Genomic DNA, 17524 nt, shown 5'->3' on the forward strand with positions numbered 1-17524 from the left:
TGCGCGAAGGGTCGTCAACCGAGGTCCTGCGGTGCCGTCCGTTTCGGTGATCTCGGGCCTGATCGCCGCTTCGATCGCGGTGGCCGTCGCCACACTCGCGATCGTGCCCGACCCGATCACTCCCGACTTCCCTGACGAGGACTCCCCTGACGGGGCAGGCCGGACGAGACGTGGCGTTGGCCGGGTCCGGTTCCCGCTCACGCGGTGGGTGCTCGCCCCGCGCACGACATGGCAGGCGCGGCGCCTGGCCGCCGAGTTCGGCGAGGGGATGGATGCCCGGACCGCGTGGGTGATGGCCCGCCTGGCCCGTCATCCCGACGAACACGGCTACGCCATGGCCCACCTGGACGACGAACGCCGGGCGGCGGACTGAGCAGAGCTCAGGCGCCGGCCTTCGGCTCGCGGAGATCCGGCCGGGCTGCCTCGTCGGGCACGGGCTCGCCGGTCTCGTCGTCGTCGGTGCCCCAGAGCGCGCGGGCGAGGAAGTACAGGGCGACCATCCCGGCGTAGATGAACATGCCCCAGCCGAAGACCAGCAGGAAGACGTTCGCGTCGCTGCGTGGGGAGCTGTAGGCGACGCCCTGCATGGTCGTGAACAGCCACGGGAACCACGCCGAGCGTACGAAGCCCGGGTCGGCGTACCGGCCTCCGCCCCGGCGCCACGACAGCAGCGGGACCGCCGCGAAGCCGACGCCGGCCAGGCAGTACATGAGCGCGAAGAAGTCGTTGGCGATGAACCGGTGGCCGTTGGTGATCCCGAGATAGGCGACCCCGGCCAGGAAGAGCGCGGCCGGCACCCCGAAGCCCAGCACCTCGCCACGGTCTCGAACCTTCGCCACACTCTCCCCCTGCCGTCGACGTCTCACCCGGCACCGTACCGGCCGCACACCGCCCGGTCCGCCGATCGCCCAGAAGGGCCATGCGGACAGGGGCCACCCTGTTCTCCACGCTCAAGGTCCGAACATCGCTCTATCGGATGTCTGCCGGGTGGGCGTCGAGCAGCCGGTCGAGGCGGCCGTACAGCTCCCGTACGGTCCGGGCCCGGTCCTGGACGTCGCGTACCGTGCCGTCCGGCGGCGTGGCCAGGCTTTCGCGGGCTGCGGCGAGGACGACGTCGGCGAGGGCCCCTCGCCCGTCGTCCCGGGGCAGGGCGGCGGCGCGGCGTTTGACGTCGGCGGCGACCGCGTGGGCGTGCCCGGTGAGCTGGAGGGCAATCTGCTCGGCGTCCCGTTCGAGGAGAGCGCCGGTGTCCGGCCAGGCCAGGACTGCGGTCACCAGGCATTCGTAGGGCGCGCGGTCGAGCGGCAGTGTCGCTTCGATCAGGCCGTCGGGGTCGTGCAGGACGGTGTACGTCATGAGGTGGCGGCTTTCTCGTGGTCGGGGGCGAACGCGGCACGGAGACGGGCGGTGAACCGGCCGGACGGAACGAAGTCCGGCTGGGCCTCGGGCGGTGGGCTGATCCAGTGCGCGGCCGCGGTGCCGTGGCCGGTGGTGGGCATCAGCAGTTGGTGGCCCGCGCCGAGTACCCGTACGCCGGGGAGGCCGGCGGCCGTGTGCGCAGTGCCGGGCGGGACCAGGACGTAGAGCACGTCGCCGATGCGGTCCCCGAGCACCGGGTAGCCGTCGTCCAGGTGGAGTCCCATGGCGTCCAGGACGTCGAGCCCGTTCGCCATCGGGTGGACGGCGACGGCGTCCCAGTCCCGGCCGCACGCCTCCCACCGTGTGCGGTCCTCCCCCCGCGCCCACAGCGCGAGTCGCTGCGGGGTGGGGTCGGCGAGCCGGTGCCAGGCCGTGATGCCGGGCGGCCGGGACGAGGCGGAACCATTCGCCATGGTGATCTCCGGATCGGTGGACATGCCGCTCCTACGCAACCAGCAGCGCGGTGGCGAGTGCGATGTCCCGCCGATGCGAGAACGATGCAAGTCTGCCCCGGACAGGGTGAAGTACGGCCAAGACCGGGCACAGCCAAGGGGCGGGAGCGATACGGTCGCCCCCTCTTCCCGTCCTCTCGCGGATGCCGTACGGAGCCGGACATGGCCGACCGCCCTCGCGTCCCCAACCCTCAGCTGCGCGCTGTGCGCGAGAGGGAGTTCCAGATGTCCCGCCAGGAGTTCGCCCGCCTCATCGTCACCACCGGCGCGGAGATGGGCGAGACCGTCGGCTGCACCTCCCGGCTGGTGGCGGCCTGGGAGGACGGCGAGGTTCAGCTCCCCCGGGCGGTCTACCGCCGCATCCTCACCCGGCTGACCGGCGGCCGGGCCCCGGAAGCCCTCGGCTTCCGGCGACCCTGCACTGGCGCCCCGCCGGCCGTCCGCGAACCGAAGGACACCGCAGACCACCGGGACGATGGCCCGGCCGCCGAGGACGGTCCCGCCCTCGATCTCCTTCCCCGGAGGGGAGCCCCGGGGCGGATCGGGACGGTCGAGGCACGGGCCCTCGACCACGCGGTCACCACGATCTACGCCCACGATCACGACCACGGCTCCGCCGCCCTGCGCCGCGACGCGGCCCGCGCCCTGCACACCGCCTACCAGTGGCTTAAGGACGGCGCCCTCACCGACAAGACCGGACGGCGGCTGCGTTCGGCCACCGGTCACCTTGCCATCGCCGCCGGATGGCTCTCCTACGACTCCGGCCGCCCCGCCGACGCCCGCACCCTGTACGCCGAGGCCCTGGCCGCCGCCCGGCTCGCCGACGACCGGGCCCTGGAAGGACACGCCTTCGGCTGCCTCTCCCTCCTCGCCCGCGCCTCCGGCCGCCCCCGGGAAGCCGTCACGGCCGCCCAGGCCGCCCAGCACGCCGTCCGCACCCACGGCTCCCCGCGGATGCGAGCCCTGTTCACCCTGCGCGAGGCCGGCGGATGGGCCCTCCTCGGCGACGCCCCGGCCACGGACCAGGCCGTCGTGACTGCGCACCGCCTCTACGCCCAGGGCCCGGCCGACGCCGACCCGGGATGGCTGGAGTTCTTCACCCCCGCCGAACTCGCCGGACTCGAAGCCCTCGCCCGCGCCGACCTCGGCCAGCACGAACGCGCCGCCGCCGGAGCCGAACAGGCCGTCCTCCTCCACGGAACCGCCTTCGCCCGCAACCGCGCCCTGTACACCGCCGACATCGCCGTCCAACATGCCGTGAGAAACAGGCCCGAACCCGAAGCCGCGGCCGAGGCAGCCGGACGACTCCTCACCTACCTCCCCGAGGTGCGCTCCGACCGGCTGCTCCAGCAGCTGCGCAACGTCGAGAGCGCCCTCCAGCGGCACGCCGCCGTCCCGGCGGTCGCCGACTGGCTGGAGGAATACCGCACCACTGCCGGCGCCAGATGAGGAGAAGACGGTGACCACCCCGCCCCACCCCACCGACGTGATGATCCGCACCTACGGCCCGGGCCAGGTCCCGCCCCTGCTCGACACCCTCGCCGACATCTGGGCCGACGCCCACCCCGAACTCCTCGACAACCCCGACGCCGCCACCGCGGACCTCTCCGTCCCCGCCCTCCACCGCCAGATCACCGGCCACCTCAAACACCCCGGCTTCACCCTCGCCACCGCCTCTGCGGACGGCACCCCGGTCGGCTTCGGCTACGCCTTCCCCTGCACCGCCGCGTACTGGTTCGGCCCCGGCCTCCTCGACCAGGTCCCCGAAGGCGCCCGCACCGAACGCCTCATGGGACTGTGCGAACTCGCCGTCCGGCGCCCCTGGCAGTCCCGCGGCATCGGCACCCGCCTCCACACCGCACTCCTCACCGCCATCGCCCCCGCCTGGTCCTCCCTCCTCGCCCTCCCCTCCAACCAGCGCGGCCACGACCTCTACACCCGCCTCGGCTACGCCTACGCGGGCCCCTACCGCAACACCCCCCACGGCCCCGAATTCGACCTCCTCCTGCTCCGCGTCACCCCCAACCCCGCCCAGCAGCACGGCCCGTGATCACGGCCCGGAGTGCTCGGCTCCCGCCCAGAGGTTGTGCTCCCCGGCCTGCTGTTGCGATGGGATGCGGGGCCCTGGCGCACACCGTCCGCAGGCTCTAGCCTGCCGTGACCGAGCAACTACGCAGAGAAAACGGGGACATGGCTGATTTCCGCAGCGAGGCGATCGAGGTCTTCGAGACAACGCGCAGCAGCGACACCCGGGGCATCATCGCCGCCCTGCTCCACCTGGCCGACACCTTCGGCCCGGCGGGCCCCGGTTCGCCGCGAGGACGTGGCTTCCCGGACTGGCACAAGCCGGCTCTCGCCTACCTCCAGGGCAAGGAGACCCGGGCGAAGACCGCCGAACGGATCGCCCAGTGGCTTGTCGACCAGGGGATGGAAGTGAGCGAGGAAGAGGTACGGCGCGGCATGTGGGATCTCGTCGCGGCCGGTCAGGTGAAGGCCAGGACCAGTGGTCTGGAGCCCTTGTTCTACGCCGTCCCCGAGCGCCGCTGACGGCGCCTTCGCCCCGGGCGGTGCGGGAGGCCGGGACGGCGGCCGCGGTCCCGGCCGCGCGGGGGTATCGCCGGGCGGGCCCGCGTGAAGGGGAGGTGCGAGGGTGCTTTCCCGGCCAATGGAGAGGGGGGAATCAGGCAGGAAAGCCGCTTTCCGACCGTCGCCTCCCGGTGCGTCCCATGATCTGTCCTGGGGCCGAAGCGGCCCCAGGACGTGAGGAGCAGCGGTATGGGTGTGAGCGACAGCTATCTGTCCGGGGCGGAGGTCCAGCGGCTGCTGGGCGTCAATTCCTTCGGGCTGTGGCGGCTGGTGCGGAAGTACGACGACTTCCCGCAGCCGACCGAGCCGCCGCACGATCCGTTCGCCGGGTTCGGCGGCAGGAAGGAGCCCGAGGAGGTCTGGGACGGGTTCCAGGTCTACCGGTGGGCGGCTCAGACGCCGGAGTTCGCCCGCCGCGGCGCCGTGCTGCTGCGCCCGCTCCCCGAGGAACTGCCGTCCGGCCGGTGGTCCGGGTACAAGGACACGGTGCGCGGCCCGGCGCAGGACTGGCACACCGCCCTGGGAACGATCAGGGTCGTGCACTGCGACGACCGCAGGGCCGCAACCGACGTCGCCACCGAGATCGCCGACGGCACCAACCCGGACAACGTGGTCACCGTCTGCGCCCTGTACGGGGACATGAGCTTCCGCGGACCGGCGCTGGTCGCGGCCGACACCGCACACCCGGGCATCGAGTACGAGGCCGACTGGGGCAACGTCGCGACCCTGGCCGGGCACGACCTGCCCTGGTGGCCCGACCTGCTGCGCCTGCCGCACCTGATCCGGAACTGGGAGCCCGGCGCCCCCGCGGCCGTCGTGGAGGTGCCGGCCAGCGACAGGGAGAAGATCCTGCGGCGCGTCGTGGGCAACGACGCCTTCGACGTCACCTCGCACCTGGCCGCGACGGACATGGCCAACGACATCCGCAACGACCGGGTCGACGCCGCCCTGCACGACAACGAGATCTTCGGAAGGGAAGGTCACGGCGAGCGGCGCAACCCTGTCGTCATCGCGGCCGTCCCCGACACCGGCCACCACCCCCTGCGCTCCGACGGCGACCGCCAGGTCCTCGAGGCCGGCTGGCACCAGCTCGCCCTCAGCACCCACCCCGACGCCGTCGCGGCGGTCGAGGTCGCCGTCGGCCGCCAACCGGCCCTGCTCCCCTTCGGCGCGCTCACCGAGGTGCCGGTGCGCCCCGGCACAGTCAGCGAGCGGTGGGCCCGCCGGCTCACCCTGTGCGACCCGACCGCCGCCCACGCCGTCCTCGCCCAGGGCAAGAAGGCGGACGCGTTCTTCATCGACCCGCTCACCGACATGCCCGTCCTGCGCACCGCCGACCACGACGGCAAGCAGCTCTGGCGGTTCTACGCCCCGCTGTCCCTCCCGGCCGGCGACGCCGAACTCGCCTCGGTCGTCCTGCACCACACCGTGTGGGTCACCACCAGCGACGGCCACCTCCACCCCGCCCCCTGCACACCGTCCGAGCACCTGTGGTGGGGCAACGGATACGGCGACCGACCCAGCGAGGCCGCCACCGTCATCAACCTGCTCCTGGACGACCTCGGCGCCGCCCCCGACCTGCGCGAGCACTGGAACGCGCCCAAGGGCCTGGTCGCGCTGTTCAACGAGGACCACCAGCAGGGCACCGAACTCCCCCGCAGCACCCTGCTCCACGCCCGGATGACGCCACCACGCACCCGGTGAACCGGCGAACCCGATGGGGGCGGCCCCGGTACCGGGGCCGCCCCCATCGGCTTGCCCGCGCCCGCGCCCGCGCCCGCGCCCCGGCCGCCGGGACGCTCCGGCCTCGCCGAGGACGAGGTCCGGCCGCTGCGACTGCGGAACCGCAACCGGGGTGACCGCCCGTCATCCGATGGGGTGACGGACGCCAGTCCCCGGTGGTCCGAGGGCGACACTGAGCGGATGCCCACTGCTGACCCGGAAGGAAACGAGATGAGCAATCCGACCCGCTCACCGTACGAGCTTGCCCCGGACGAGGGCCCGCAGAGCCTGGGTGAGCTGAAGACCGCCCTTGCACCCTGGCCCGACGTGCTGGCCGCCTTCGTCGCCGAGCTGGACGCCGCGCCGTTCCACCAGGACGGTGCCGAGCCGCTGCGCGCGGTTCGGAACGTGATCAGCGCCTACCGGGTCGAGTGGATGGCGAAGGTCCACCCCGACATCGTCCAGGCCGTGGCCGACGACGAGGCCGGGATCGACAACGCCGTCCCGCTCGACGTCGTCATGGCCGACTACGACCCCGACACCTACGAACGCCGGAACGGGGGAGCGGCGGCATGACATACAAGGTCGTCCTGGCCCCCCAGGCCCAGCGCGCCCTGGCCGGCCTCGTCCCGGAGCGGCGCCGCGCGGTCCACGAGGCGATGCGCGGGAAGCTGTCCACGAACCCGCTCGCGGTGGGCACACCGGAGGGCACCCAACCGGACGCCCTGCGGAAACTCGCCGTGGCCTCCGCCGGGGTCACGATCGGATACCGCGTCATCAACGCTCAGGTCGAGGTCCGGGTGGTCTGGCTCCTCGGCTGGCCCTGACCATGGACGACGAGGACACACGGCGCGCCCGTGTGCGGCTGTTCGGGCGAGTGGTTCCGTCGCGACGGACGGCGCGCACACGGCCGCCGGGCTGGCGGTGCTGGGGCGCGGGGACTACCTCGCCAAGTCCGACGCCCTCGTCCGGGGCTTCCGCGCGCTCGGCCACGAGGTGAGGCGGGTTGCTTCCCCCGCTTGGCCCACCGCACACACCCCGCCCGTCTCGTTGAGCAGCTGGACGGGCCTGGCGCGGGTCCGGGGAAGGGAAGTGGTGACGTGGCAGTCAGCCGTACGAGGAAAAAGAAGAAGAACCAGAATCGGGCCACCCCTGTGTGGGAGGGCCGCAGCGTCTACGGCTTGGGGGAGGAAGCAGCCGCGGCCGGTGGCCCGTCGCGCAGGAACATCGCGGTGGGACATCGGGCAGCCGAAGCCGATCGGGTGTGGTTCGACCGGCACCCAGGCGCCTCGGTTCGCGTACGCGAGGCCCTGCCTGGCGAGCTTGATCACCGTGCGTTCGGCTCCGAGCCCCTCGCCGCGAATCAGAGGGGAATCGTGGTGGTAGTGCAGGCCGCCCCAGGGCGCCGCACCCGCATCCCGTACGCGGTCATCACCACTCCGACGCCTGGCGCGGCGATCTCCCCTCAGCAACTCGAGGCAGTCCAGGCGGAGTGGGAGCGTGGCGACCAGACGGCCCCCTTGATGAGCCAGGACGGCAGACTCATCGACGGACTCGCACTCATGCGAGCCCTTCCACCCCGCGGCTGACAACCCGCAGCACAGACATCTCGGCCAATGCGAGAGCCGAATCGGGCAGCTCGGAGCAACGACCGTGTGCCGCGCGGCGTCCCGCAGCAGCCTGTGACGACTGGCTGCACCTAGGAGCCTCACACGGCGTTTCCGCAGGTGGAAGCGCTTCGGCTGGCTCCTGTGAGCTGTGAGCGGCGACTCTCGGCGGGACAGTGTCCAGATGGGTACACTGGGCGACGAAGACCCTGGATTCGTCCCTGGTAGCTCCCGGAAGGGGCAGGCCACACACCCAGGGTTGAGACGCCTCTGAAGGCCGTCCGGCATCCGCCGGGCGGCCTTCTTGCATGTCCACCCCCACCCCCCGAGAGAGTCCGGGCGGGTTAAAAAACAAGCTAAAAGATAGGGTAAATCGTGCTAGGGTGAAGCGCGAGAGGAGACCGCACATGGCATCCGAGGAAGAGCTGTTCGCGAACATCGACGCGCTGCTGGAGGAGGAGCCGCAGCTCCCGCCCCCGGCGGAGCGCGCCCGCCTCCGTGAGGCGGCCGGGATCACCCAGGCCCGCCTCGCGACCGCGCTGAAGTCGACCGTGCAGACGGTGAAGAACTACGAGAACGGCAGGAGCGAGCCGAAGTCGCCGCGCCTGGAGGCGTACCAGCGACTGCTGAAGGGGTGGGCGGCGAAGTACCCGGCCCCCGGGCCGGACGTTCCGCTGGGCCGGTGGGCCCGGGACCAGAAGCAGAGCGCCCAGACGGAGGAGGGGCCCGCGCGGATGTCGCCGGAGCGCGTAGCGGCCCTGGACTCGCTGCCTCTGCGGCCCGAGGTGCCGCAGACGTTCACCCGCGTGCCCACCGTTGAGGAGGACGAGACCGAGCCCGACATCGGTGTTGCGGTGAAGCCGGCGCCCGAGCGTCCCGCCCGTCCGGCGACGTCGTCCCGGCGCCCGGCGAAGAAGGCCACCGCGCGCCCGGCCGCCGATCCGCGGTTCCCTCACGGTCCGCTCGCCGTCCTTGACGGCGACGGCTCCGCGTACGGCGTCGACGGCCTGGTGCTGGACTGCCCGGCGACCACGGTGGTGGAGCTGGTGGAGTGGACGCTGCGCGAGGCCGGCCTCGGCGCGCCGAAGCTGCACCGGTACGGCAAGGACTCCGACCCTCTCATCGTCCTCACCGCGGCGGCCGCGGTGAAGCTGGGGCTGCCCGAGCGCCTGGAGGACCGGCGGGGTCTGCGTCTGGAAGAGGACCACCCGGTCGTCAAGCAGGTGTTGAAGGCGCGCTGGCAGCTCACCCAGCGCGGATTCGGCCCCTGGGCGCGGATCTACCGCAAGGCCCAGGGCCGCGAGCGGCAGTGCGTGCAGCTGGCGGTCCTGTCTTGGGACGCTCTCGACTCCCGCTCCTGGCCCGGCGTCACGCAGATGGAGCCGGCCGACATCGCCCGCGTCCTCGGCGTCTACGCCCAGCGCGTCATCACCCCCCGCGGCTCCACCGCCGTCTCCGGCCTGGAACTGATGACCGCGCTGCGCCCGCCGACCCGGCCCGTGCGCGATGAGGAGACCGGGAACTGGGTGAGCGGGCCGAACCCCGGCAGCTTGGGGACGGAGCCGATGGACCCGGCGCCGCCGGAGGGCCAGCCCGAGCACCCCGCGATCTACCACTCCGGGTGGAAGGGCGGCTTCCTCCGCGAGGAGGCGTACCAGTGGGTGAGGTCGGTGGACACGCTCACCGATGAGGAGTGCCTACTGCCCTTCGCGGTGGGCTTGGACCTGAACACCGCGTTCCTCGCGGCCGCCGCGAGGCTGACGGTCGGCCTGTCGGCCCCGGACCACTTCGTCGGCCCGAAGTTCAATCCGAAGATCCCGGGCTCGTGGCTGGTGGACCTGTCCCACATCGAGCTGGATCCGCGACTGCCCTCGCCGTTCACCCCGGACGGCACCCGGCCGACGGGCCCGGCCTGGTACCAGACGCACACCGTCGCCTACGCCCAGGAGCTCGGCCACAACGTCGCCCCGATCGAGGCGTACCTGCGCCGCGAGACCGGCGCGTACCTCGACCCGTGGCACGACCGCCTCAAGAACGCCTACGTCGACACCCTCGCCGACCTCGGCGTCACCAAGGACCTCACCGACACCGAGTTCCTCGCCGCGATGGAGCGGCACAAGCAGGTCGACCCGGCGATGGCCGCCGTCCTCACCGCGATCAAGAGCACGGTCAAGGGCGGCATCGGAAAACTGTTCGAAAACCCGCAGGGCAAGCACTACAAGGAGGGCGAGCCGTGGCCGGCCATGATGCGGCCGACCTGGCGCCCGGACATCCGCGCCGCCGTGATCTCCAAGGCCCGGGTCAACATGCACCGCAAGCTGCTGAACATGTCCCGGATGACCGGGCTGTTCCCACTCGCCGTGCTCTCGGACTGCGTCGTCTACCCCTCCCCGGGCGCCAGTCCGCTGGACTTCCTCCCCTACGCCGCCTCCGGGAAGCCGCAGCCGGGCGGGTTCCGCCTCGGCCCGACCCCGGGCCTGGCGAAGCTGGAAGGCGTCCAGGAGATGTCCTGGGCGGTCGACCTCATGGAGCAGGGGCTGAACCCGGCCCGCCACATCAAGGGCGGCGACGCCGTCCTCGACGAAGGAGAGTGACCCGTGGCCGGAGAGATCGACGACGCCATCGAGCGTGCCGACCGGGAGGCGTTCACCAAGGAGCCGCCCAAGACGTTGAAGGGCCAGATCGGCTACCTGCTCAAGCAGTACGGATCCGCGAAGGCGGTGGCGGCGGAGATCGGGGTCACCGCGGACTCCGTGAACCGCTACCGGCGCGGGGCCCGCAAGCACGCCCGCGCCGACGTCGCCGCGAAGATCGACGACGCGGTGCGGTCCCGCTGGCAGCCCGGCGTGCGCAAGCGTCGGCACAAGCAGGCCGCCGCCACCGGGATCACGGTCGAGACCCGGGCCCGGTTCGGCTACACGTCCTCCGCCGGATCCACCGACGACGGCCGCTTCCGCCGCCTCACCGTCCGCCTCCCCGCCCACTACGCACAGCGCCTCTTCGACGCCCGCCAGGACGGGGCCAGCGACCAGACGATGCGCGAAATCGTCGCCGAGGGATTCAAAGAAGTCTATTTCCAGGACGGCGGAGCCCGCGCCATGGGACTCTCAGACGTCGAAATCAACGACATCGACTACCTGGACGTGTCCTTCTAACCGAGGCCATCGTTTAACCCCATAAGGAATTACCGAGAAGAAAGGCTGGACTATGACCCAATCCGACATCTCGCTCATCGACCTGGACAAAAGCCCGCTGGGCGCGGTGGACGAGGAGGCCGTGCGCCTGGCCGACGTCCTGGACGCCCACCCCGGCACCAGCGGCGTCACCGACTCCGGCCCAGAGGGCGACATCGTCTTCACCACGGCCGCGGGCACCTGGGCGCTCGACCTCCGGACCGGCCCCGACGGCGAGGTGTTCCAGAACCCGACCGGCGCCCCGGCCCCGGCCGCGGTGGAAGGGCCCGCGCACGAGGTACTGCGCGACGTGGTCGTCCCCGCGCTCCTGGCCCACCCCGCCTACCGGGCCACCACCGCCGACGGCGACCTCCTCACAGTCCACCTCGCCACCGGCCGCCACTACACCCTGGCCCTCACCCCGGCCGCCTGACACCGGGCCAGCGCCGCGCACCGAAAAAGTGGGGCTGGGTCCCCGGCATCGCAACTGCCGGGGACCCAGCCCCTTCACGCAAGCACGATCAGGCCAGCACGACAACCACCCACACTCCCCAAGGACCGCCCATGGACACCGGCACCAACCAGGACAAGGCCCCGTTCCTCGACACCGTCCGCATCGCCGACGCCCTGCTGGGCAGCCCGCACATCACCTTCGTCGCCCCGGTCGAACCCGGCGACGAGACCGTCTGGTTCCGCGACGCCGACGGCACCGGCTTCGAACTGACCCTGACCACCCCAGAGCCGGTCCCCGACGCTGAGAGCGTGGCCTACGCCTGGGACGCCGTCGCCGCCGCGATCGGCAACCACCCGCACTTCGTCCACGCCGCACTCGGCCAGGAGTCGTTCGGGCCGCTCAACCTCGACACCATCACCGCGCAAACGCGCACCGGCAACGAGTACACCCTGAAGCTGACCGTCGCCCCGCGCCCCGGCCACGGGAAGGAGCCAGCCTCCCCGCCGACGTCTGGGGCCGCCGACATCGCCTACGCCGCCGACCGGCTGCTGGCCAGCGACCCGAGCGACTCAGAACGGGCGACGGCCGAGCTCCTCAACCACCTCGCCGCCACCTGGGACCGCCAGGAACCCTCGATGCGCCGGCACGCCCGAGCCGTCGCCCGCACCCTGCGCCGGTAGAAGGGAATCCGCCCATGCCCGCATCCACGGCCACCCGGCGCGCGTACGGTGAGGGGAGGACCCGCCGGGAGGACAAGATGAGCGCGCAGCCCGACCACGCCCCCATCCCGCCGTTCGCCCCCGCGCCCGGGGCGCCGGCCGAACTCCTTGCCCAGCTCCGCGCCGACAAGCGCGCGGACCGCTGGGTGCCGGCCTTCGAGCGGGAGTGGGCGGCCGCCCTCGAGGAATCCCGCCGCACGTTCTCCCTGGCCGGGCTCTATGAAGTCGTCCAGGACTGGCAGGGCCGCATCGCGCACGCCCCGGCCGTCGACGCGTTCGTCGCCTCCGGCTACGACGACAGCGACGCCGTCGACCTGGCGGAGCTCCGCCGACAGCGCCGGTGAGCCCGCCGCCGTACGCGGTCCGCGTCTCCGCCCCGGCCGCCAAGGCCCTCGACGCCCTGCCCGAGTACGCGGCGGACACCGTGTGGGACATCCTCACCGCGGCCGCCGCCGATCCATGGGGCTTCCGGCAGTTCGACACCAGCGACGACGAAGGCGAGGACGTCCGCTACGCGGCCGTCGGCCAGCTCTCCGTCACCTTCTGGATCAACCGGCCCCGGCACAGCCTGACGGTCCTGAACATCGTCTGGCTCGGATAGCACCCCGTGACAACGGCCCGGCCCCGGCATCGCAACTGCCGGGGCCGGGCCGCTGCGCATCGTAGCCACCGCCGTATCCATCCGTTGCCGCCTGGTGGCAACGGCGGTTGTCACCAGGCGCCGCGGGGCCGGTCGGCACCGAGCTGCACCTCGCGCCGGCACTCCGGGCACTCCGGCAGGCCCTCCACCCGGCGCGGACGGTCGTCCTTCGCCCAGCTGAACCCGCACAGCGCCGTGTTCGAGTACAGCTCGACCTGGTCGTCCTCGGAGGCGTGCGAGCCGTAGCCCGGCACCCTCCAGGTGAACGTCGCCTCCCCGTCGTACGGGCCGCCCTCGGGCCACTCGTACACCGGCTCGGTCGTGGTGCAGCGCATCCGCAGGTCAGGACCCTTCCACTTCTTGCCGTGGATGATCTCCGCAGCGGCGTCGGCCGCGTCCGCGAGGCGCTCGAAGGACAGGTCGTAGTCGTGCATGTGCTCCCACGAGCCCGGCTTCTGCGACTCGCGCATCAGCGAGCGGAACATCAGCAGCAGCCGGGCCAGGTCGTGGTGATGGACGCGCACCGTCCGGGTCGCGTGGTCGAAGCCGTAGGTCGGGTCGTACGGCGGCCTGTTCGGCATCGGTTCTCGTTCCCTCGACGGTCAGCGACCGCGGCACGGTCGGCGGCCGGGTGCTCAACGACCCGGGCCTGCCGGGGCCACGCAACCCTCCGCCGTCCGTGCGCCAGCTCCCGCTCCTTCCCGCCTCCTGGCTCCCGTCGGCTCGTGCGGCCGGCCCGCGCCCGCCGTCGCGCCGGGCAGGTCGTGACAGACCCGCCCCGTGCCCGGTGTCATGCTGTGAGGCTAGGAGGCTCACAGGCCGTTTTCCCAGGTAGACGCGGTGGCCTATGAGGCTGTGAGCCTGTGAGGCGGGCGCGATCAGCCCGAGTGGCGGCGAGTCAGGTCCTCCAGCACCTCGTTCCAGACCTCGCCGTTCCGGCGCCGGAGGACCGCCTCCTCCATGGCGCGGGGCGGCAGGGCGGCGAACATGTCCGCGACCGGTCCGCCCCGGCCTTCCTGCTCGCCCCACCACAGCTGCTCGGCCACCATCATGTTCCGGCTGATCCAGAATTCTGGAACGGTGTGCCGCCCTGCGAACGCCGGGCCCGTCGCCGCCTGGGGTGCGCCCCGGAGGCCGGGGACCTGGCGGCTGTCCTCCGAGTTCGCCAGGAGGGCGCGGGCCGATCCGGTCGCGGCGAGCGCGGGCGTCAGTGCTTCCGCGAACTGCGGCCCGAGCCGGGCGAGCGCGTCGACCAGGACGTCCACGGTGGCCAGCGTGTCCGACGCCGCCGACGGCGACCACCCGCCCTCGGTCACGGCCTCCCACACCTCGCACGCCGCGTCCGACAGCCCCTCGACCCGCTCCGGCAGCTCCATACCGGGCCCAACGACCAAGCACCGGCCCGCGTGCCGCACCGGGCACCAGCCGACGTCCGCAGCTGTGCTCCCGCACGCCCTGGTGGCGCCCGCCGGGCCGGAGGACGATGGAGGGGTGGGCAAGCAGCGCGAGGACCAGGAGCACGGCGCCGAACCGGCGCGGACGGCGCTCACCGCGGACCGGGCCCGGGCGATGACGGCCGGGCTGCGCGACGCGATAGACGACGTCCTGCGCTCCGTGGCGGTCCTCGCCGCCCGGGTCCGCGACGCGCACGCCGCCCGCGTCTGGCTCCCTCTGGGGTACAGCAGCTGGGAGTCGTACTGCCGGGCGGAGTTCGGCATCAGCCGGGCCCAGGCCTACCGGCTCCTCGACGTCGCCCGCGCCCTCGCCGCGATCCACGACGCCGTCACCGCCGGCCCCGACCTGTCCCGCACGCGAGACACCGGCCCGGGCGCCGCGGCCGCGCTCGACTACGGGCTGTCCCAGCGGGCCCTGATCGCCGTCTCCAGCCGTACGGACGCCGTCGCGGAGATCATCACCCGCCGACTCGCCGCGCTCGCCCACAGCGGCCTCCAGGCCCTCGACGAGACCACGGTGCACGCGGTGGTCCGCCAGGCCGTCCGCGACGTCCGCACCGCACCGCCTCCGGCACCCGCCGAACCACCCGCGGACCCGGCCGTCGCCTCGCTGCGCGCCGTCGTCGACGACCTCGCCGCCAGTACCCACGCCATCGGCGAACTGATGCTCGAACTCGCCCCCGGCTACCTCACCGACACCGAAGCCGCCGACCGCATCGACCACTTCTGCGACGACATCGGCATCGAACTCGACCACGGACTCGCCGCCCGCCGCTACGCCCTGACCGGGGACCGCCGGGCCTTGGCAGGGACGGTGCTGTAGCCGCTGCTCCTAGTGCTGCTGCCCGGCTGCTGCTCGTGCTCCTGGTGCTGCTGCTCCGTGCTGCTGGTGGTGATGGTCGGGTGCAGCACGGCCATGCTCGGGGTGCAGCGCAGCATTTACATGGGCCGGGCGGGACAAGGGTGCTGCTCGTGCAGCAGGCCAAAAGATCTATGCAGCGGCTGCATGCAGCACGACGCGGTGCAGCGCGCTGTCGGACGGCGGGCGGGCCGGTCACCGTGCTGCGGCGCGGCGGCCGGGAACGGCGACGGCGCCCTCCCGGTGGGGTGGGCGCCGTGGGGGTGGCGGGTAGGTGTCGCGGGTCATCCGGCCAGGCGCAGGGAGGGCGGTGCGTCGGGCAGCGGGGCGTCCTCGCCGCCGTCGGGGTCCGGGTCGAACCCTGTCCCGATGCGGGCGTCGCGGGCGCGCGGCGGGCGGATGTCCCCGGTCGGGAAGTTCAGCGGCCACACGAACGTGTCGGGGGCCTTGAGGTGGTTGACCATGTGGCTCAGCGACTCGTAGCCGGCCAGCAGGGGGTGGATGAGGACCTCGCCGCGGCGCTGCCGCTCGCTGATGATGCCCTTGTCCCGCAGCTGGCTGATGGCCCGGGAGACAACCGACTGGGTCAGCCCGAGGCGCTCGGCGAGCTCCTGCTGGCGGATCTTGACCAGGCCGCCCGGCTCCTGGCGGGAGGTGAGCACGTCGAAGACGTCGCGGGCGGTGGGGGACAGGCAGGCGTTCGGCAGGACCTCGAAGATCTCCGGGTTGTGGAAACCAGGGATGGAAGCGGAGCTCATCGCGTGGCCTCGTTCCTCACAGTCGGAATGGTGATCTCGTGATCGACCAGGGTCTTCTTCAGCGACTTCACCAGGCGCAGCTGCTTGTCGCTGCCCCACCGGTAAGCGTAGAGCGGGTTCAGGCGGTACACCCCGCGCTGCTCCCTCCACGTGAAGTTGTGGTGGCACAGCTGGCTGACGGCGCGGGAGATCTTCGACTGCGAGCAGCCGTACTTCTTGGCCAGGCCGCTCTGGGTCATCTCCACCAGGCCCTGCTGGTCGTGATGCGTCTTGAGGTGGTCCAGGACGTTGCGCGACATCGCGCTCAGATCGAACTTCCACAGGTTGTCCTCGATCACCTGGGACATGCTCAGGTGCCCCTTGCCGTAGAAGACATACGGCTTGACCGGGTCCCTCGTCGTGAAGGTCCCGCCCCGCTTGGCCAGCCTCTCCAGGCTGCTCACCAGCTGCGTCGCCGTCTGCATGCCGTTGACGCCATCGGCGGGCAGCGGGGCAGAGGCCAGCCGCGGCGTGGTCGTCGGCGCCTCCGCGCTGCGCCTCAAGGGCTGGGCCACGGGCTCTCCTCCATGATCGTTGAGGCTGCATAACATAGCAGATCTGCGATGTTATGCAGGAGATCTATGCACGCTGCGGGCGTGTCCCTGGACAGAAACGATCTAGTCACCTACGTGCATACAACTAGCCCCCCCTCGGGCGTGATCCATTCACCCAGGCTGCATACATCTCCCGCGTTTCCGCAGGTCAGAGGCTTGCGCCTATCTGATCTTTAGAGGCGCGCCCCCGACGACCCGCGCTGCGCCCTCCAGTCGATCCATGCAGCGGCGAAGCTGACGACCGGGCGCGGGAAGCCGCGGATCCATCCGCCAGCGGCGGCTGACCAGTTGCTGCCCGTCGGCCCCCGGGCGGGGCTGAGGCGGCTTCGCGTGCGGCTCCGTGGACCAGGTGCGGACCGTAGGCGGCACCAGCGGCTCTGAGTCTCGGGTGGTGCCGACCGTGACGCTCAAAAGCCCGGAGGAGTGGCGGTGTTGGTGGTGGGCTCCGCCGTACGGCCTGGCGGCCGCACGGCTTATGTACCTCCGTACGCCGAATTCCGGCATTCGCATATCGGGCTTCCGTTCTACGGCTGAGGCATTCCGGTCCGCATGAATCAAATTCAGCAGGTGAGCTTATGGACGGGGCCAGGGGTGGCGCGTTTGGAACCCAAACGCTACACACTCAGCACCGGTGATGCATCACGCGGGGTGTGCGTTCCCCCTCGCGGGTGATACATGCCCGAAATCCGTCACACAGCAGCGGCTTGGCATGTATGCTGGCGGGGTCTTGGTGAACGTCAGCGGCCGGTTTCGAGGGTGCGGGAGTGGTTAGGGTGGAGCGCAGCGGAGCCCGTCACTGCGGTGAGGCCGGCACCCGATCGAGCCGACGGTCCGTCACTCTCGTTGCGGGGGTGGTGGGCAGGAACCCCAGGCCCTACACAGCCCGCGCGTGATGCACCTCCCCTCGTAGCCAGCCCGGGTGATCGCGCTTGCGCGGTCGCCTCCAATTCGCGCTTGCGCGAATTGCATTCCGTCCGGAATTCCGCTCGCGGAATTCCATTCCCCCGCTTGCGGGGGAATTCGAATTGCGCTTGCGCAATTCGCGCTCTATGCCCCGGCTTGCCGGGGCATATCCCGCGGAGCGGGAT

Annotated in this window: 21 protein-coding genes; 14 read left to right on the forward strand and 7 right to left on the reverse strand. The window is 71.9% G+C overall.

All coding sequences use genetic code 11. The features are described from left to right. Positions 1-31: 31 nt before the first annotated feature. Positions 32-373, forward strand: a complete 342-nt coding sequence (locus tag ABT354_RS34250) for a hypothetical protein (protein ID WP_351501176.1) — start codon at positions 32-34, stop codon at positions 371-373. A gap of 7 nt (positions 374-380) precedes the next feature. Here the strand turns inward: ABT354_RS34250 and ABT354_RS34255 are convergent, their stop codons facing one another. From ABT354_RS34255 to ABT354_RS34265, 3 genes are all read right to left on the reverse strand, one after another. Continuing rightward, positions 381-839: a hypothetical protein gene (locus ABT354_RS34255; protein WP_351501177.1), complete on the reverse strand. Its 459-nt coding sequence runs from the start codon at positions 837-839 to the stop codon at positions 381-383. 130 nt (positions 840-969) lie between these two features. Then, positions 970-1356, reverse strand: a complete 387-nt coding sequence (locus ABT354_RS34260; protein WP_351501179.1) for a DUF6415 family natural product biosynthesis protein — start codon at positions 1354-1356, stop codon at positions 970-972. Next, a complete protein-coding gene (locus tag ABT354_RS34265) occupies positions 1353-1856 on the reverse strand; it encodes a hypothetical protein (RefSeq protein ID WP_351501181.1) in 504 nt (167 codons plus the stop codon). Before ABT354_RS34265 ends, ABT354_RS34260 begins: the two co-directional genes overlap by 4 nt. A gap of 177 nt (positions 1857-2033) precedes the next feature. Here ABT354_RS34265 and ABT354_RS34270 point away from each other — a divergent pair, with 177 nt between their 5' ends. From ABT354_RS34270 to ABT354_RS34325, 12 genes are all read left to right on the forward strand, one after another. Beyond that, the gene (locus ABT354_RS34270; RefSeq protein ID WP_351501183.1) at positions 2034-3320 is read left to right on the forward strand and encodes an NsdA family TPR-like regulatory protein; all 1287 of its coding nucleotides are present in this window, start codon (positions 2034-2036) and stop codon (positions 3318-3320) included. Positions 3321-3330: 10 nt separating this feature from the next. Then, entirely contained in the window at positions 3331-3921 is a 591-nt protein-coding gene (locus ABT354_RS34275; RefSeq protein ID WP_351501185.1) for a GNAT family N-acetyltransferase, read from the forward strand. 140 nt (positions 3922-4061) lie between these two features. Further along, positions 4062-4418: a hypothetical protein gene (locus tag ABT354_RS34280; RefSeq protein WP_351501187.1), complete on the forward strand. Its 357-nt coding sequence runs from the start codon at positions 4062-4064 to the stop codon at positions 4416-4418. Between the two features lie 228 nt (positions 4419-4646). Further along, a complete protein-coding gene (locus ABT354_RS34285; protein WP_351501189.1) occupies positions 4647-6161 on the forward strand; it encodes a hypothetical protein in 1515 nt (504 codons plus the stop codon). A 249-nt stretch (positions 6162-6410) separates the two neighbouring features. Continuing rightward, positions 6411-6755, forward strand: coding sequence for a hypothetical protein (locus tag ABT354_RS34290; protein WP_351501191.1), 345 nt, complete (start codon positions 6411-6413; stop codon positions 6753-6755). Then, the gene (locus ABT354_RS34295) at positions 6752-7006 is read left to right on the forward strand and encodes a hypothetical protein (protein WP_351501193.1); all 255 of its coding nucleotides are present in this window, start codon (positions 6752-6754) and stop codon (positions 7004-7006) included. Before ABT354_RS34290 ends, ABT354_RS34295 begins: the two co-directional genes overlap by 4 nt. Before the next feature lie 1187 nt (positions 7007-8193). Beyond that, entirely contained in the window at positions 8194-10380 is a 2187-nt protein-coding gene (gene tap, locus ABT354_RS34300) for a telomere-associated protein Tap (protein WP_351501195.1), read from the forward strand. A gap of 3 nt (positions 10381-10383) precedes the next feature. After that, entirely contained in the window at positions 10384-10941 is a 558-nt protein-coding gene (tpg, locus tag ABT354_RS34305; RefSeq protein ID WP_351501197.1) for a telomere-protecting terminal protein Tpg, read from the forward strand. Between the two features lie 52 nt (positions 10942-10993). Then, on the forward strand, positions 10994-11392 hold the full coding sequence (locus ABT354_RS34310) for a hypothetical protein (RefSeq protein ID WP_351501199.1): 399 nt from the start codon (positions 10994-10996) through the stop codon (positions 11390-11392). 131 nt (positions 11393-11523) lie between these two features. After that, a complete protein-coding gene (locus ABT354_RS34315; protein WP_351501201.1) occupies positions 11524-12093 on the forward strand; it encodes a hypothetical protein in 570 nt (189 codons plus the stop codon). 77 nt (positions 12094-12170) lie between these two features. Beyond that, positions 12171-12476, forward strand: coding sequence for a DUF6247 family protein (locus ABT354_RS34320; protein WP_351501215.1), 306 nt, complete (start codon positions 12171-12173; stop codon positions 12474-12476). Then, entirely contained in the window at positions 12473-12733 is a 261-nt protein-coding gene (locus ABT354_RS34325; protein WP_351501203.1) for a hypothetical protein, read from the forward strand. Before ABT354_RS34320 ends, ABT354_RS34325 begins: the two co-directional genes overlap by 4 nt. Positions 12734-12843: 110 nt before the next feature. On the opposite strand, the gene ABT354_RS34330 is transcribed toward ABT354_RS34325, so the two are convergent. Both ABT354_RS34330 and ABT354_RS34335 read right to left on the reverse strand, forming a co-directional pair. After that, a complete protein-coding gene (locus ABT354_RS34330; protein ID WP_351501205.1) occupies positions 12844-13353 on the reverse strand; it encodes a hypothetical protein in 510 nt (169 codons plus the stop codon). A 297-nt stretch (positions 13354-13650) separates the two neighbouring features. Continuing rightward, positions 13651-14148 (reverse strand): hypothetical protein, encoded by a 498-nt coding sequence (locus ABT354_RS34335; RefSeq protein WP_351501207.1) that lies wholly within the window; start codon positions 14146-14148, stop codon positions 13651-13653. Positions 14149-14263: 115 nt separating this feature from the next. Between ABT354_RS34335 and ABT354_RS34340 the strand changes: the two genes are divergently transcribed. After that, positions 14264-15049 carry a hypothetical protein gene (locus ABT354_RS34340; protein WP_351501209.1) on the forward strand — a complete coding sequence of 262 codons (786 nt, stop codon included), beginning with the start codon at positions 14264-14266 and terminating at the stop codon, positions 15047-15049. A 320-nt stretch (positions 15050-15369) separates the two neighbouring features. On the opposite strand, the gene ABT354_RS34345 is transcribed toward ABT354_RS34340, so the two are convergent. Both ABT354_RS34345 and ABT354_RS34350 read right to left on the reverse strand, forming a co-directional pair. Next, a complete protein-coding gene (locus ABT354_RS34345; RefSeq protein ID WP_351501211.1) occupies positions 15370-15843 on the reverse strand; it encodes a helix-turn-helix transcriptional regulator in 474 nt (157 codons plus the stop codon). Beyond that, the gene (locus ABT354_RS34350) at positions 15840-16397 is read right to left on the reverse strand and encodes a replication/maintenance protein RepL (protein ID WP_351501213.1); all 558 of its coding nucleotides are present in this window, start codon (positions 16395-16397) and stop codon (positions 15840-15842) included. Before ABT354_RS34350 ends, ABT354_RS34345 begins: the two co-directional genes overlap by 4 nt. Positions 16398-17524 lie beyond the last annotated feature (1127 nt).

The organism is Streptomyces sp. NPDC000594, from assembly GCF_040299965.1.
Lineage (GTDB): Bacteria > Actinomycetota > Actinomycetes > Streptomycetales > Streptomycetaceae > Streptomyces.

Excerpts from the sequence above, each read along its gene's own strand:
- ABT354_RS34310 (WP_351501199.1), top strand. The coding sequence starts at position 10,994 with ATGACCCAATCCGACATCTCGCTCATCGACCTGGACAAAAGCCCGCTG.
- ABT354_RS34290 (WP_351501191.1), top strand. The coding sequence starts at position 6,411 with ATGAGCAATCCGACCCGCTCACCGTACGAGCTTGCCCCGGACGAGGGC.
- ABT354_RS34265 (WP_351501181.1), bottom strand. The coding sequence starts at position 1,856 with ATGTCCACCGATCCGGAGATCACCATGGCGAATGGTTCCGCCTCGTCC.
- ABT354_RS34295 (WP_351501193.1), top strand. The coding sequence starts at position 6,752 with ATGACATACAAGGTCGTCCTGGCCCCCCAGGCCCAGCGCGCCCTGGCC.
- ABT354_RS34330 (WP_351501205.1), bottom strand. The coding sequence starts at position 13,353 with ATGCCGAACAGGCCGCCGTACGACCCGACCTACGGCTTCGACCACGCG.
- ABT354_RS34260 (WP_351501179.1), bottom strand. The coding sequence starts at position 1,356 with ATGACGTACACCGTCCTGCACGACCCCGACGGCCTGATCGAAGCGACA.
- tap (WP_351501195.1), top strand. The coding sequence starts at position 8,194 with ATGGCATCCGAGGAAGAGCTGTTCGCGAACATCGACGCGCTGCTGGAG.
- ABT354_RS34270 (WP_351501183.1), top strand. The coding sequence starts at position 2,034 with ATGGCCGACCGCCCTCGCGTCCCCAACCCTCAGCTGCGCGCTGTGCGC.
- ABT354_RS34335 (WP_351501207.1), bottom strand. The coding sequence starts at position 14,148 with ATGGAGCTGCCGGAGCGGGTCGAGGGGCTGTCGGACGCGGCGTGCGAG.
- ABT354_RS34285 (WP_351501189.1), top strand. The coding sequence starts at position 4,647 with ATGGGTGTGAGCGACAGCTATCTGTCCGGGGCGGAGGTCCAGCGGCTG.
- ABT354_RS34345 (WP_351501211.1), bottom strand. The coding sequence starts at position 15,843 with ATGAGCTCCGCTTCCATCCCTGGTTTCCACAACCCGGAGATCTTCGAG.
- ABT354_RS34315 (WP_351501201.1), top strand. The coding sequence starts at position 11,524 with ATGGACACCGGCACCAACCAGGACAAGGCCCCGTTCCTCGACACCGTC.
- ABT354_RS34280 (WP_351501187.1), top strand. The coding sequence starts at position 4,062 with ATGGCTGATTTCCGCAGCGAGGCGATCGAGGTCTTCGAGACAACGCGC.
- ABT354_RS34320 (WP_351501215.1), top strand. The coding sequence starts at position 12,171 with ATGAGCGCGCAGCCCGACCACGCCCCCATCCCGCCGTTCGCCCCCGCG.